We start from the raw sequence: 13,849 nt of genomic DNA, 5'->3' as shown, positions 1-13,849 counted from the left end.
CGGCGGTCTTGATCTGTATCCGGTTCAGGCTACCCATAGGAAAGTCGGATGAACCGAAATCCTTAGCCTCCTACACTTGGGCATCCGCCCAATAAAGCTTGAACCAGGTCACGGATGACGCCTTCTTCGTCAGCAGCGATGCGTAGCACGGGCTTAAAACCGGCAGCGCTAATCCAGGTGCTGTTGGACTGGTTGGCTTCGGCGTCCAGGGCCAAGCCGAGAAAGCCAAGTGGTTCGCAAATGTATTCTCGTATCTGCGGCGCGTGTTCGCCGATGCCGCCGCTGAACACCAGCGCGTCGATGCCGCCAGCCTTGGCGGCAAATGCACCGATGGCGGCGCGCACCAGGCGGCAAAAGTAGCTCACCGCAAAACAGGCGTCCTCGCTGCGGCTCTCCAGTAAACGATGCATTTCACTGCTCTCTCCGGCAGACAACGCGAGCAGTCCCATGCGGTGATAGACCAGGTCGCTTAATCCCTCGCTATCGTAATGTTTTGCCAGCTCCAGCATCACGCCCGGATCCAGATCGCCGCTGCGCGTGCCCATCGGGATGCCGCCAGCCGGCGTGTAGCCCATGGTGGTGTCGATCGACTTCAGCCCTTCCATCAAACACAGGCTGGCCCCCGCACCCAAGTGCGCAACCACAATGCGGCCCTGTGCAATCTCCCCCAGCAGTGACGGAAGTCTGGAAGCGATGTAAGCATAATTGAGGCCATGAAAGCCGTAGCGCCGTATGCCAAGATCACACGGGATAGGCAAGCGGCGCGCCAGTTCCGGCATGGTGTGGTGAAATGCGGTATCGAAACAGGCTACTTGCGGCGCGTCTAATCGCGCCCGGCACAACTCCACCCCGAGCAGATTGCCGGGCATGTGCAGCGGTGCAAGATGGGCAATGCCATCCAGCCGCTTGATTTCTGCCGCATCAAGGAGCCGTGCTAAATCCACCACTTCGCCGCCATGCACGAAGCGGTGGCCGATTGCATCCGGCACTTCCCCACCTAGATCCTTTAGCAGCGCATCGAATGCTTCAGCGTGGTTGTGCGGAAAGCCTTGTCCGACATGGCCGTAACGCCAGTCGCGGCGCGAGCCGTCGGTGCGAAACAGGCTTGCCTTAAGGCTGGATGAGCCGCTGTTAATGGTGAGGATTGCATGGCTCATTGCGACCATTTCCAGTCGCGTATCTCGGGCATATCTTCGCCGAACTGGTGAATATATTGCGTGTGCTCGTTCAGCTTGTCGCGCATGCGCTGTTTGATGTGTGCCGCTTGTGCCTGCAACTTCGGCACCCGGTTCGCCACATCCATCACCAGATGGAAGCGGTCAAGAGTATTGAGCACCACCATGTCAAATGGCGTGGTGGTGGTGCCCTCTTCCTTGTAGCCGCGCACGTGGAGATTGCCGTGGTTGGTACGACGATAAGTAAGACGATGAATCAGCCACGGATAGCCGTGGTAGGCGAAAATGATAGGCTTGCCGGTGGTAAACAGGGAATCGAATTCCTTGCCGGACAAACCGTGCGGGTGTTCTTCCTGCGGCTGCAGGGTCATCAGGTCAACCACGTTGATGAAGCGGACTTTCAGCTCGGGCGTGAGCTGGCGCAAGATATTTATGGCCGCCAGCATTTCCATTGTGGGCACGTCGCCCGCTGCTGCCAGAACCACATCCGGCTCGCCGTCCTGGTCGTTGCACGCCCATTCCCACAGGCCGATACCTGCGCTGGTATGGTTGATGGCGGCATTCATATCCAACCATTGCTGCGCGGGCTGTTTGCCAGAGACGATGACATTTATCAGATTGCGGCTGCGCAGGCATTGGTCGGTGACGCAGAGCAGCGTATTGGCATCCGGTGGCAGATATACGCGGATGATATCGGCCTTCTTGTTCACTACATGGTCGATAAAGCCGGGGTCCTGATGCGAGAAGCCGTTGTGATCCTGTTGCCAGACATGCGAGGTGAGCAGAATATTTAGCGAGGCAATGGGACGGCGCCAGGGAATTTCGCGGCACACCTTGAGCCATTTGGCATGCTGGTTGAACATCGAGTCCACGATGTGGATGAAGGCTTCATAGCACGAGAACAATCCATGGCGACCGGTGAGTAGGTAACCTTCCAGCCAGCCTTGGCAGGCGTGTTCGGATAGCATCTCCATTACCCGGCCATCGGGCGCAAGATGATCGTCGAAATTATAGCGCAGCGCCATCCAGGCGCGATCCGTCACTTCGAATAGCGCACCCAGCCGATTGGAAGCGGTCTCGTCCGGACCGAACACGCGAAAATTGTCACGATTCTTCTGCATCACATCGCGCAGAAAGCTTCCCATCACCCGAGTGGCTTCAGCGACACTGCCGCCGGGTGAGCCCACCGCCACCGCGTAGTCCCGGAAGTCCGGCAGACGCAGGTCGCGCAGCAGCACACCGCCATTGGCATGGGGATTCGCGCCCATGCGGCAATCCCCAGTCGGTGCGAGCGCCGCCAGCTCGGGTTTGAGTGTACCATTGTCATCGAACAGTTCTTCAGGCCGGTAGGATTTCATCCAGCTCTCCAGCAGCCGCACATGCTCCGGCTTCTCCATGTTGCCGAACGGCACCTGATGCGAGCGCCAATAGCCTTCTGTTTTCTTTCCGTCCACCTCTTTCGGGCCGGTCCATCCCTTGGGGCTGCATAATACAATCATGGGCCAGAGTGGGCGATCCACTAGGCTACCCTCGTGTGCCTTGCGTTGAATGTCGCGAATCTCGGCGATCACCGCATCGACAGTAGCGGCCATCAGCAAATGCATGACTTCAGGCTCGTCACCTTCCACGAAATAAGGCTTGTGGCCATAACCCGCGAACAGACTCGCCAGCTCTTCCCGACTGATGCGCGCGAATATGGTCGGACTGGCGATTTTGTAGCCGTTGAGATGCAGGATGGGCAATACAGCTCCGTCTGTGCGGGGGTTGAGAAACTTGTTGGAATGCCAAGAGGTGGCCAGCGGCCCGGTCTCTGCTTCTCCATCCCCAACCACGCAGCAGGCGATAAGATCGGGATTGTCAAACACCGCGCCATACGCATGAAACAACGAATAGCCCAACTCGCCACCTTCGTTGATGGAACCAGGTGTCTCCGGTGCGGCATGGCTAGGTATCCCGCCCGGAAACGAGAACTGCCGGAACAGCCGCCGCATGCCCTCCTCGTCCCGTGAAATATCGGAATATAGTTCGCTATACGTGCCTTCAAGGTATGTGTTGGCCACCACAGCTGGGCCGCCGTGGCCCGGACCAGCGACAAAAAACATATTGAGACCATGCGCTTTGATAATTCTGTTCATATGCGCATAGATAAAGTTGAGCCCCGGTGTGGTACCCCAGTGACCCAGCAAGCGCGGCTTGATGTGCGCCAGTTCCAGCGGCATTTTCAATAGTGGATTGTCCAGCAGATAAATCTGTCCGACGGAAAGATAGTTAGCGGCGCGCCAGTAAGCGTCAATCCGATAGAGTTCATCTGGTGTCAAAGTAGTGGCAGATGGCAGCATTTCGTTTTCCATAATATCGTTCATTTATAGGTAACTACCAATATACCCACAAAGTCGACCAGCCGTATATCAGCAGCAATGATAACTAGTGCGTATGCCATGTACCAACGGATGCATACCAGAATAATATAATTCGAAAACCTCAGTCCCTTCATAATTATCTTGTCTCACTCATCGACTTACAAGCCGCTATCATCGTAAAATTATTAGCAGGGACATTAGCTAATGCGACAAAATCCTATGTCGAGGTATATACTAAACTAAATAGTAACGTTTACTAGGAGATCGACATGTTTGGAAGATTGATACTCGCCGTGCTGTTCGTCTTGTTCGGAAATTTCGCTAATGCCGAAGCACAATTAATACACAACGCTGCACGTGGTGAGTTGTTGTACTCAACGCATTGCATCGCCTGCCACAGCACCCAAGTGCATTGGCGGGAAAAGAAACTCGTTACTGATTGGGCAAGTCTACAGTCAGAAGTACAACGCTGGCAGGGCATTTCAGGGCTTGGGTGGAACAATGAAGACATTGAAGACGTTGCGCGACATCTGAATACTATCTATTACCGCTACCCCACGTCGGACTGAGCGGAGCTTTGTCACATCAGCAAGCCCCTGCCAAGACCAAGGTGACATCACCGCGTACATTTATTTAATGCAAGCATGACTGCATAGAAGCCATTACCCGCACAGTTTGCTGTGTCCTGGACTCCCATCAATGCGAGAATAACTGCTCAAAGCTTGCCTTCAAATGGCCGTCAATCACTACGAAAACTTTCCTGTTGCCTCAATCCTTCTGCCCAAACGTTTGCGGCGGGCAGTTGAAATAATTTATCATTTTGCACGTGAGGCTGACGATTTTGCCGATGAGGGTGATCTCCAAAATGAAGAACGTTTTACGGCACTTGATGGTTTTCGTAGTGAACTCAAGCGCATTGCGGCCAATGAAACACCGCTGACCCCTTTGTTCCGCGACTTAGCGGACATCATTGCGCGCCACCAGTTGCCGTTGCAATTGTTCCACGATCTACTTGATGCTTTCTCGCAGGATGTGCTTAAAAAACGTTACGCCAGTTTCGACGAAGTGCTGGATTACTGTCGTCGTTCCGCTAATCCGGTCGGCAGATTGTTGTTACACCTGTATGAAGAAGCCAGCCCACCAAACTTGAAATATTCCGACGCCATCTGTACCAGCCTGCAACTTATCAATTTCTGGCAGGATGTAACGAAAGATTATGCCATTGACCGTATTTATTTACCGCAGGACGAAATGGCGCACTTTGGAGTAACTGAAACACATATTGCGGAAAGCCGCGTGGATAAAGAGTGGCAACAACTCATGCAGTTTCAGGTTCAGCGTACACGCGACCTGATGCGCAGCGGTACCCCGCTCGGTAGCATACTCACCGGCCGTATTGGCATTGAGATGCGGCTCATCATTGCGGGTGGTAACCGAATTCTCGATAAGCTTGAAGCCGTGCAGTATGACATGTTCCGCCAACGTCCTATGTTGCGCCCATTCGACTGGGTTATCATGCTGGGCAAAAGCGCACCATTTAGCTTTTAAAGAAATAATCCAGCCAGTTACCGTTGATTGCGAATTAACATGACTCCAGATCAGTATTGCAAAGACAAGGCTGCTCAAAGCGGTTCAAGCTTTTACTACAGCTTTATGTTTCTGCCGCCAGACAAGCGCCGCGCTATCACAGCGTTGTATGCTTTTTGTCGCGAAGTAGACGATGTTGTGGACGAAAATTCGGATGAAAACGTGGCACGCACTACACTGGCGTGGTGGCACACTGAAGTGACTGCTATTTACGCCGGAACGCCGCAGCATCCGGTCGCACGGGCATTGATGCCGGTGGTCAAGCAATACAATCTGCCACAAGAACATTTCCACGAGATCATCGACGGTATGGAAATGGATTTGCAACAGCACCAATATATCGATTTCAAAGCCCTGCAACAGTATTGTTATCGTGTCGCCTCGGTAGTGGGGCTGCTCGCTGCGGAAATTTTTGGCTACACTGACCATAATACGCTCAAATATGCGCACGATCTTGGCCTCGCCTTCCAGCTTACCAATATCATTCGTGACGTGGGCGAAGACGCTCGACGCGGACGCATCTATCTGCCGCTTGGTGAGTTAGCGCTTTTTGGTGTGCACGTCAACGATATCCTTGATAGTAAGGAGAGTGAAGGCTTTCAAAAACTAATGCAGTTTCAGATTGATCGTGCACAACGCTACTACCAGCGAGCACTCGAACAACTGCCCGCTGCAGACCGCAAGGCGCAGCGCACCGGCCTTATCATGGCGGCAATTTATCGAGCTACTCTGGAAGAAATCATTGCCAGCGGCTGTCATGTGCTAAAAGAGCGCGTCTCGCTCACCCCACTGCACAAGCTGTGGCTGGCATGGAAAACGTGGGTGAAAAACTAAGAGTACTGTAACTGCCCTGACCTGCCATTCGTACTAATCCATAGAAACATTTACGCCTGAGTCGAAGTGAGATGAATTGATTTCCTTCACTTCGCTACGCTCAAAGCGATCAGAGAATTGGTATCGTGAGCAACAATAAAAATCACCATATCGCCATCATTGGTGGCGGCTACGCTGGCATGGCTGCCGCCGTTACGCTCGCTGCAGCAGATGTTCCGGTTACGGTATTCGAAAACGCCAAGCAACTCGGCGGTCGCGCGCGCGGCGTGCAGCATAATGATGTTCAGCTCGATAACGGCCAGCACATTCTGCTTGGCTGCTATCACCATACACTGCAGCTTATTGAACAAGTCGGCGGCAACATCGAGCACGACTTCCTGCGTTTGCCGCTGCAACTCACACTACACAATCGCTTTGAATTAAAAGCACCGCACCTTCCCGCCCCACTCCATCTGTTGGCTGGGCTGCTCAGCGCAAAAGGACTGTCATTCGGCGAACGCCTGCGCGCCGCACGTTTTATGCTGGCGCTAAACCGCATTAATTTCACCTTGCCACACGATATCAGTGTCTTCGAATTATTACGTATGCATGGCCAAGGTGACAAGCTGATACGATTACTATGGGAGCCGCTCTGCATCTCCGCACTCAACACGCCGGTACACATTGCCTCTGCACAAGTGTTGCTGCATGTATTGCGCGACAGTCTGAACGGTTTGCGCAGCGATAGCGACATGCTGCTGCCACGCATAGATTTCACAGCACTATTTCCGGAACGGGCGGCCGAATATGTCAAACAACATAGGGGCACGGTACTGACCGCTTGCAGCGTAGAAGCCATCATTCCACACGGCAATAAAATCGAATTAATTACCCGGCCAACTACAATAGCCTCAGCACATACCCAACTATTCAGCCATGTCATCTGTGCAGCCTCGCCCATTCCGGCTGCGCGACTGTTCCGAACCGTGCCGCAACTTGCATTGATAGCTGAGCAGATTGCAGCCATTCCGCATCAACCCATTTACACCGTATATCTGCAATACCCAAAACAGGTGTGCTTGCCACACCCGATGCTGGGTTTAGACCGCTGCTTTGCTCAATGGCTGTTTGATAAAGGACAGATTACCGGACAGGGCGGCCTCATTGCCGCCGTCATTAGCGCGCAAGGGAAGCATCAAAATTTAAAACATGAACTGTTAGCGCAGAAAGTAGCACAAGAGATATGCGAACAACTTGGAATAATGGAAGCGCCTTTGTGGCACAAAGTTATTGCAGAGAAACGTGCCACCTTCTCCTGCGAAACAAACCTGCCTCGCCCTACCCATACCACACTGCTTGCCAACGTACTGTTAGCAGGCGATTACACGGCAGGCGATTATCCGGCTACGCTAGAAGGAGCGGTGATGAGTGGAATGTTGTGTGCGAGAACTATAGTGTCAACATTTAAATAATCCCAGCCAATGAGTGACGCGGATAGACATTATCCGCCACCCGAATGTTGCTGCTGTTGCCATGACGAATTTAAATTAGGGAGGACAATAACTAGAATACTGGCAAAAAATGTTTCCGAAAATTCTTGCCATAAATTTAAATTCTTTTAACATCATTTCAATATTGAGCGTGAGCGAAGTTATCAAAACGCGTATATTCACCACGGAAGGTCAGCTCAACCTTGCCTATCGGGCCGTTACGCTGCTTGCCGATGATAATTTCCGCCTTGCCCTTGTCAGGTGAATCGGGGTTGTATACTTCATCTCGATAAATAAACAGGATCAGATCGGCATCCTGTTCGATAGCACCGGATTCGCGCAGATCGGACATCATCGGGCGTTTGTTGGGGCGTTGCTCCAAGCTACGGTTAAGCTGCGACAGCGCCATCACGGGCACTTGCAACTCCTTGGCTAGCCCTTTCAGAGAACGTGAAATTTCGGAAATTTCGGTAGCGCGATTTTCGCTTGCCTTGCTTGAAGGAGAGGACATCAACTGCAAGTAATCGATGATAATCAACCCTAGGCCATTATTTTGGCGATGTAACCTGCGTGCACGCGAGCGTAATTCAAGCGAATTTAGTGCGGCGGTTTCATCGATGAAAATGGCTGCATCATTCAAACGTCCCAGTGCATGGGTCAGGCGCGGCCAGTCATCTTCCTGCAAACGCCCAGTGCGCAAATCATGCTGGTTGAGCTTACCTACTGAACCTATCATACGCATGGCCAATTGAATACCGCCCATTTCCATGCTAAAGATTGCCACTGGCTTACAGCCTTCCAGCGCTACATGCTCGGCGATATTAATGGCAAAGGCAGTCTTACCCATGCTCGGACGCCCGGCAACAATGATCAGTTCGCCTGGCTGAAGGCCGGAAGTCATACTGTCCAAATCGGTAAATCCGCTCGCCACGCCGGTCACATCGCTGGAGTTATCGCGACCGTAAAGTGTCTCAATACGCTCCACTACCTTCGTAAGTAGCGGTGGGAGGGGGGTAAAACCCTGACGGCCGCGCTCACCAGACTCAGCGATTTCAAACACACGGCTTTCCGCCTCATCCAGCAACTGGTCCGCATCGCGGCCGGCCGGGTTATAGGCGCTGGTAGCAATTTCGCTGCCAACCTCGGCCAGTTTGCGCATGACAGCGCGCTCGCGCACGATTTCAGCATAGCGTCGGATATTGGCAGCGGATGGCACGTTTTGCGCCAAGGAGCCGAGATAAGCCAATCCACCGGCTTTGTCGAGTTCAGCATTACTTTCCAGCGATTCCGCCACGGTGATAACATCCACCGGTTTGGCATGCTCGGTCAAGCGCGCGATATGCCGATAAATCAGGCGATGCTCAAAGCGGTAAAAATCTTGTTCACTAATCAGGTCGGAAATTTTGTCCCACGCGGTGGAGTCCAAAAAGATGCCGCCCAATACCGATTGCTCGGCTTCCACCGAATGAGGCGGAAGTTTTAGCGCCTCAAGCTGAGGATCTGTGGGAGTAGTGTAATGGTTCTGCATGGTGCCGAGTTATTGATCAAGAGCTAGCTGTGGCATTCTATCACTGAGAAAATTGTTGCCGGCAGAAATAAAATAGAGCTGTTGCCAGCTCTATTTTATTTACAACAATGCGTAGAGGACTACGACTTATGCTCGCCCAGTACTGAGACTGTGATATTGGCTATCACATCGGTATGCAATGCGATGCTGACTGGGTAATCGCCAACTTGCTTTATATGTCCCGCCGACATGCGCACTTGAGTTTTTTCCACAGTAAAACCTTGCAGTGCCAGCGCCGCAACGATGTCGGCATTGGTCACGGAACCGAACAACTTGCCGTCAACACCGGCCTTTTGTACGATTTGCACAGTCAGTCCGTTGTACTTCTCAGCGCGTGCCTGAGCTTCTGCCACCTTGGCTTGCTCTGCGGCTTCCAGTTCAAGGCGACGAACTGCAAATTCCGCCTTATTACCCTCAGTAGCACGCTTTGCCTTGCCTTGCGGAATCAGAAAATTACGCGCATAGCCATTTTTAACATTGACTACGTCGCCCAATTGGCCAAGGTTTACCATTTTTTCCATAAGTATCACTTGCATGTTCTGCTCCTTAATGCAAATCTGTGTAAGGCAGCAACGCCAAGAATCTTGCACGCTTAATTGCAATGCCCAATTGGCGCTGGAAGCGCGATTTTGTGCCAGTAATACGCGCCGGAATGACCTTGCCATTCTCGGCAATAAATTCCTTGAGAATATTCAAATCTTTGTAATCCACCTCTGCGATCTTGTCTGCGGTGAAACGGCAAAATTTGCGGCGTTTGAACAATTGACGCGAAGAGTTACTCTTCTTGTCATCTTTTTTCTTAAAAACACGAGCCATGCTATGCCCCTCATTCTAATGTAATGTTATCAATGTGCAGCACAAGTTGTGTGATGCGTAAACTGCGCTGTGCCAAAAATCCTTCTGCTTTTACCCGCTGCCCAAGTTGCAAACTGTTAGCTTGCTGAGCTGCGGCACCAAGTGCCAAAGCTGGGATGTCGCACTGTACCTGACGCGCTATGCCAGCCTCTAGTTGCGTTGAAACATGACGGATTTTTAATACTATTCGCGCTACCCCCGCCGGGGTGTACCGCAAACTATCTAGTTCGACAAGCTCTCCGTCAACGGAGAGCCGGTTGCAAGCTACATTCAATCAAGCAACCGCAGTAACTTCAGCTGGCACGACTGCTTCAACCTGAGGAGACTGTCCTGAGCCTGCCGCAGGGGAGGTCATCGAACGCGATTTTTCCTCCCTCATCATCGCCGAAGGAATCGTTACCGCAGATTTGGTTTTGATCGTCAAGTGGCGTAGCACAGCATCGTTAAACTTGAATGCATGTTCCATCTCGTCCAGAACTTCCTGGCTGCATTCAATATTCATCAGCACATAATGCGCTTTGTGGATTTTTTGGATCGGGTAAGCCAATTGACGGCGACCCCAGTCTTCCAAGCGATGGATCAAGCCATTCTTGGCCGTCACCAGAGCACGATAGCGCTCAATCATAGCGGGCACCTGCTCGCTCTGGTCGGGATGCACGATAAATATAATTTCGTAATGTCGCATTGATTCTCCTTTTGGATATAAAGCCCCCCGTCATGCGTAACGGTGGAGCAAGGGTTTGAGGGATCGTGATTATAGCGAAAAATCCAGTCAGTTTCAAGCAAAAGCCTTGTTTACAATCTTGCTGCACCTAATCTCAAATTCTTTAAGGAGATGCATTATTTGCCCATTTGAGATGACGGAATAGATCAGCGAAGTGCAATCCTTGAAACGTAATCCGCTAAACCGGGCGAATCACCGAACAAGGTTGATGCATGATAAATACCAGATTTCAGCGATGACTACTACATCCGCGTAAAAAAACGACCATTCATTTCTTCCAGCCCCAGAGTTTGCAGCATTTCCTTCAATCGCTCAGTCGGTCGGTTGCATGGCAAGTTTTTAAAATTAGCGATAATAAGTTCATTTTTCATCGAATGCTCCCAACCCACCAGCTCGGTCACGGTCACCTGGTAACCGTGAGCTTCCAATTGCAAACAGCGCAGCACGTTGGTAATGTGGCTGCCAAATTCACGAGTATGGATGGGATGGCGCCATAGTTCAGTCAAAACATTTTTCGCCAGATCTTTTCCTTTATTTTTTCTTAGAACCGCCGCCACTTCAGCTTGGCAGCATGGCACCAAGACGATAAATTGAGCATTTTTTTTCAGCGCAAAGCGTATGGCGTCGTCAGTAGCGGTATTGCACGCATGGAGCGCTGTGACCACATTCACCTTTGCGGGCAAAGTCTCTGACGCAATAGACTGTTCTACCGATAGATTGAGGAATGACATACCTGGAAAATTTAGCCGTGATGCCAGCTCCTGCGAGTGCTTGACCAAATCATCACGTGTTTCGATGCCGTAAATACGCGACGCATCGTTCAACGTCTTGAAAAACAGGTCGTAAAGGATAAAGCCCAGATACGACTTGCCTGCCCCATGATCCACAAGTTGAATATCTTGGTGACTTTGCTTAATTTCTTGCAGCAACGGCTCGATGAATTGATAGAGGTGGTAGACCTGTTTGAGCTTGCGTCGGGAATCTTGATTCATCTTCCCATCTCGAGTGAGAATGTGCAGCTCTTTAAGCAGATCAATTGATTGACCAGGTTTTATTTCATGCATACCGTTCCTAACATGTCCCATCAAAACTCAACTACCACCTACTTTAATAGGTGGTAGTTGAGTAAACTTGAGACGGAAGCGTCAAATGAAGCAAAAATTACCGAAATCGATGTGCAGCAAAAAATTTCGAGAACAGGCGGTTAAGCAAGTAACGGAAAAGGGTTGAGCACGAAGGCATCAGCGCAACGATTATCGTTGCCGCCTTCGACCTTGACGAACTGGGTATAAAGTGAGTGGCGCAGACAAGAAAATTGGGCGAGATCGGCAAGACGCAACGTACACCTTCACACCTTTCCTTTATTTCGATTCGTATGACCACTGACTATCCACCTCATAGCCAGATCCCAGTAGACTGTTAATTTTTTCGGGTGGCATCGGTTTGCTGAAGTAATAGCCTTGCATCTCGTCGCATTCCTGATGTTTCAGGAATGATAGCTGTTCGGCAGTTTCCACTCCCTCGGCGATCACTTTCAACTTAAGGGTGCGAGCCATATTAATGATCGTACTGACAATCACAGCATCATCCGAATCAACTGTTATATCGCGCACGAATGATTGATCGATCTTGAGCTTATCGATAGGGAACCGCTTGAGATAACTCAAGCTAGAGTAGCCAGTACCAAAGTCGTCCACTGCGAGTTTCAGTCCCATTGCCTTTAGCTCCAATAACAGTGCAATCGACGCTTCGGCATTGTGCATGACAGCACTTTCGGTAATTTCCAGTTCAAGGCCAGACGGGTCAAGACCGTTCTCACACAAAATTGCCTTAATCATTTCACCGAAATTTTTTTGGCGAAACTGCACTGCCGACAGGTTCACCGCCACGGTAATTTCCGGTAATCCTAGCATGCGCCATTCGCTGTTCTGCCGGCAAGCCTCACGCAATACCCATTCGCCAATCGGAATAATCAAACCAGTTTCTTCCGCGATGGGAATAAAATACCCTGGTGAAATCATTCCAGTCTCGGGATTATTCCATCGCAGCAATGCTTCTACACCAATAATACGACCGCTATGCAAGTCCACCTGAGGCTGGTAATGTAAACAGAATTCCTGGCGTTCTACTGCATGACGCAGTTTCCGTTCAATCGACATGCGTTGAAGCGCAAGCTGGTTCATTTCATTAGTGAAAAACTGGTAATTGTTGCGCCCATTTTTTTTAGCGTGGTACATCGCAGCATCAGCATACTTAATCAAATAATCTCCATCGCATCCATCTTCGGGAAATATGCTGATGCCGATGCTAGTGGTTATTTTGATTTCATTGCCATCAATTATGCACAGGCCAGAGATGGCATCTAACAGCTTGACCGCAATAACGGCAGCATCATCCACAGTTTCCAAATCCGGCAGTATGATAACGAACTCGTCCCCGCCCCGCCTGCTTACCGTATCGCTAGCGCGGCCCACACTGCTAATTCGCCTGGCAACCTCTTGCAATAGCTTATCGCCAACGAGGTGGCCCAGCATGTCGTTAATAGCTTTGAAATGATCCAGATCAAGACACATGATTGCTACTTTGTGCTTTTCACGACCAGCATGGGAAATAGCCTGAGTTAAACGATCTTGTAATAACAGGGCATTGGGCAAATTGGTGAGAAAATCATGCAGCACAACATAAGCCACGCGTTCTTCTGCCGCCTTACGCTCGCTGATATCGGAAAAAACGCCGATATAGTAGCTGACCTCGCCAAGTTCATTCTTCATTGTGCTGATACTTAGACACTCGGCGTAACTTTCATCATTTTTTCGCCGACCAACCACCTCACCCTGCCAGTGCCCGGTCTCGTTGATGCTGCGCCATGTATCATGGTTGAACGCGTCGTCCATAAAGCCAAGGTGTAACAGGTCCAAGCTCTTACCTATCAAATCGTTAGCGCTGTAACCGGTAATAATGGAAAAGGCCGGGTTAATAAACAACATGTTTTTGTCGGCATCCGTGACGATTATGCCTTCACTTACGCTATCGAATATATGCGCGAATAGCCTGAGTTGCTTCTCCTTCTGACGTACGCCATTACTCTCATTTCCAGAAACCGAATGAATTGTCTTGTTGTTCGTGGCATCTGGAACAGTTTGTTGGTCGGAGCTAGATAAGTCCTGCATTAATATCACTCATTATCTTGGTTAATCAGGCTAGGCAACTAATGCCAGGTAGAAGGAACATCGAGATCTGGAATACCGATTAGACGGACGAGTAACCCTGTGTACTGA

At 50.8% G+C, this 13,849-nt stretch carries 14 protein-coding genes; 4 read left to right on the top strand and 10 right to left on the bottom strand.

What is annotated here, in order from left to right; all coding sequences use genetic code 11:
- Positions 1-62: 62 nt before the first annotated feature.
- Together MJ768_RS03650 and MJ768_RS03645 are read right to left on the bottom strand one after the other, a co-directional pair.
- Positions 63-1,157 (bottom strand): acetate/propionate family kinase, encoded by a 1,095-nt coding sequence (locus tag MJ768_RS03650; RefSeq protein WP_239288035.1) that lies wholly within the window; start codon positions 1,155-1,157, stop codon positions 63-65.
- Positions 1,154-3,526: a phosphoketolase family protein gene (locus tag MJ768_RS03645; protein WP_239288033.1), complete on the bottom strand. Its 2,373-nt coding sequence runs from the start codon at positions 3,524-3,526 to the stop codon at positions 1,154-1,156. Before MJ768_RS03645 ends, MJ768_RS03650 begins: the two co-directional genes overlap by 4 nt.
- A 278-nt stretch (positions 3,527-3,804) precedes the next feature.
- Between MJ768_RS03645 and MJ768_RS03640 the strand changes: the two genes are divergently transcribed.
- From MJ768_RS03640 to hpnE, 4 genes are all read left to right on the top strand, one after another.
- Positions 3,805-4,104, top strand: coding sequence for a hypothetical protein (locus tag MJ768_RS03640; RefSeq protein ID WP_239288031.1), 300 nt, complete (start codon positions 3,805-3,807; stop codon positions 4,102-4,104).
- 163 nt (positions 4,105-4,267) lie between these two features.
- Positions 4,268-5,083: a squalene synthase HpnC gene (hpnC, locus tag MJ768_RS03635; RefSeq protein WP_239288029.1), complete on the top strand. Its 816-nt coding sequence runs from the start codon at positions 4,268-4,270 to the stop codon at positions 5,081-5,083.
- Between the two features lie 39 nt (positions 5,084-5,122).
- Positions 5,123-5,956 carry a presqualene diphosphate synthase HpnD gene (gene hpnD / locus MJ768_RS03630; protein WP_239288027.1) on the top strand — a complete coding sequence of 278 codons (834 nt, stop codon included), beginning with the start codon at positions 5,123-5,125 and terminating at the stop codon, positions 5,954-5,956.
- Positions 5,957-6,081: 125 nt separating this feature from the next.
- Positions 6,082-7,407: a hydroxysqualene dehydroxylase HpnE gene (gene hpnE / locus MJ768_RS03625; RefSeq protein ID WP_239288022.1), complete on the top strand. Its 1,326-nt coding sequence runs from the start codon at positions 6,082-6,084 to the stop codon at positions 7,405-7,407.
- A 157-nt stretch (positions 7,408-7,564) separates the two neighbouring features.
- Here hpnE and dnaB read toward each other — a convergent pair whose 3' ends face one another.
- From dnaB to MJ768_RS03590, 8 genes are all read right to left on the bottom strand, one after another.
- Complete coding sequence (dnaB, locus tag MJ768_RS03620; RefSeq protein WP_239288016.1) at positions 7,565-8,953, bottom strand: replicative DNA helicase; 1,389 nt, start codon at positions 8,951-8,953, stop codon at positions 7,565-7,567.
- Positions 8,954-9,072: 119 nt separating this feature from the next.
- Positions 9,073-9,528, bottom strand: a complete 456-nt coding sequence (gene rplI, locus MJ768_RS03615) for a 50S ribosomal protein L9 (protein ID WP_239288015.1) — start codon at positions 9,526-9,528, stop codon at positions 9,073-9,075.
- A gap of 10 nt (positions 9,529-9,538) precedes the next feature.
- A complete protein-coding gene (gene rpsR / locus MJ768_RS03610) occupies positions 9,539-9,808 on the bottom strand; it encodes a 30S ribosomal protein S18 (protein WP_173052052.1) in 270 nt (89 codons plus the stop codon).
- Between the two features lie 10 nt (positions 9,809-9,818).
- A complete protein-coding gene (gene priB / locus MJ768_RS03605; protein ID WP_239288014.1) occupies positions 9,819-10,121 on the bottom strand; it encodes a primosomal replication protein N in 303 nt (100 codons plus the stop codon).
- Complete coding sequence (gene rpsF / locus MJ768_RS03600) at positions 10,122-10,532, bottom strand: 30S ribosomal protein S6 (protein WP_239288013.1); 411 nt, start codon at positions 10,530-10,532, stop codon at positions 10,122-10,124. It lies immediately after the preceding gene.
- Between the two features lie 281 nt (positions 10,533-10,813).
- The gene (locus tag MJ768_RS03595) at positions 10,814-11,635 is read right to left on the bottom strand and encodes a class I SAM-dependent methyltransferase (RefSeq protein ID WP_239288012.1); all 822 of its coding nucleotides are present in this window, start codon (positions 11,633-11,635) and stop codon (positions 10,814-10,816) included.
- 140 nt (positions 11,636-11,775) lie between these two features.
- A complete protein-coding gene (locus MJ768_RS15120; protein WP_256449823.1) occupies positions 11,776-11,910 on the bottom strand; it encodes a hypothetical protein in 135 nt (44 codons plus the stop codon).
- A gap of 22 nt (positions 11,911-11,932) precedes the next feature.
- Entirely contained in the window at positions 11,933-13,741 is a 1,809-nt protein-coding gene (locus MJ768_RS03590; RefSeq protein ID WP_239288011.1) for a putative bifunctional diguanylate cyclase/phosphodiesterase, read from the bottom strand.
- Positions 13,742-13,849 lie beyond the last annotated feature (108 nt).

It is taken from the genome of Candidatus Nitrotoga sp. 1052 (genome assembly GCF_927312905.1).
Classification (GTDB): Bacteria; Pseudomonadota; Gammaproteobacteria; order Burkholderiales; family Gallionellaceae; genus Nitrotoga.
The sequence above is the reverse complement of the archived record's forward strand: the minus strand, read 5'-3'. Positions and strand labels throughout refer to the sequence as shown.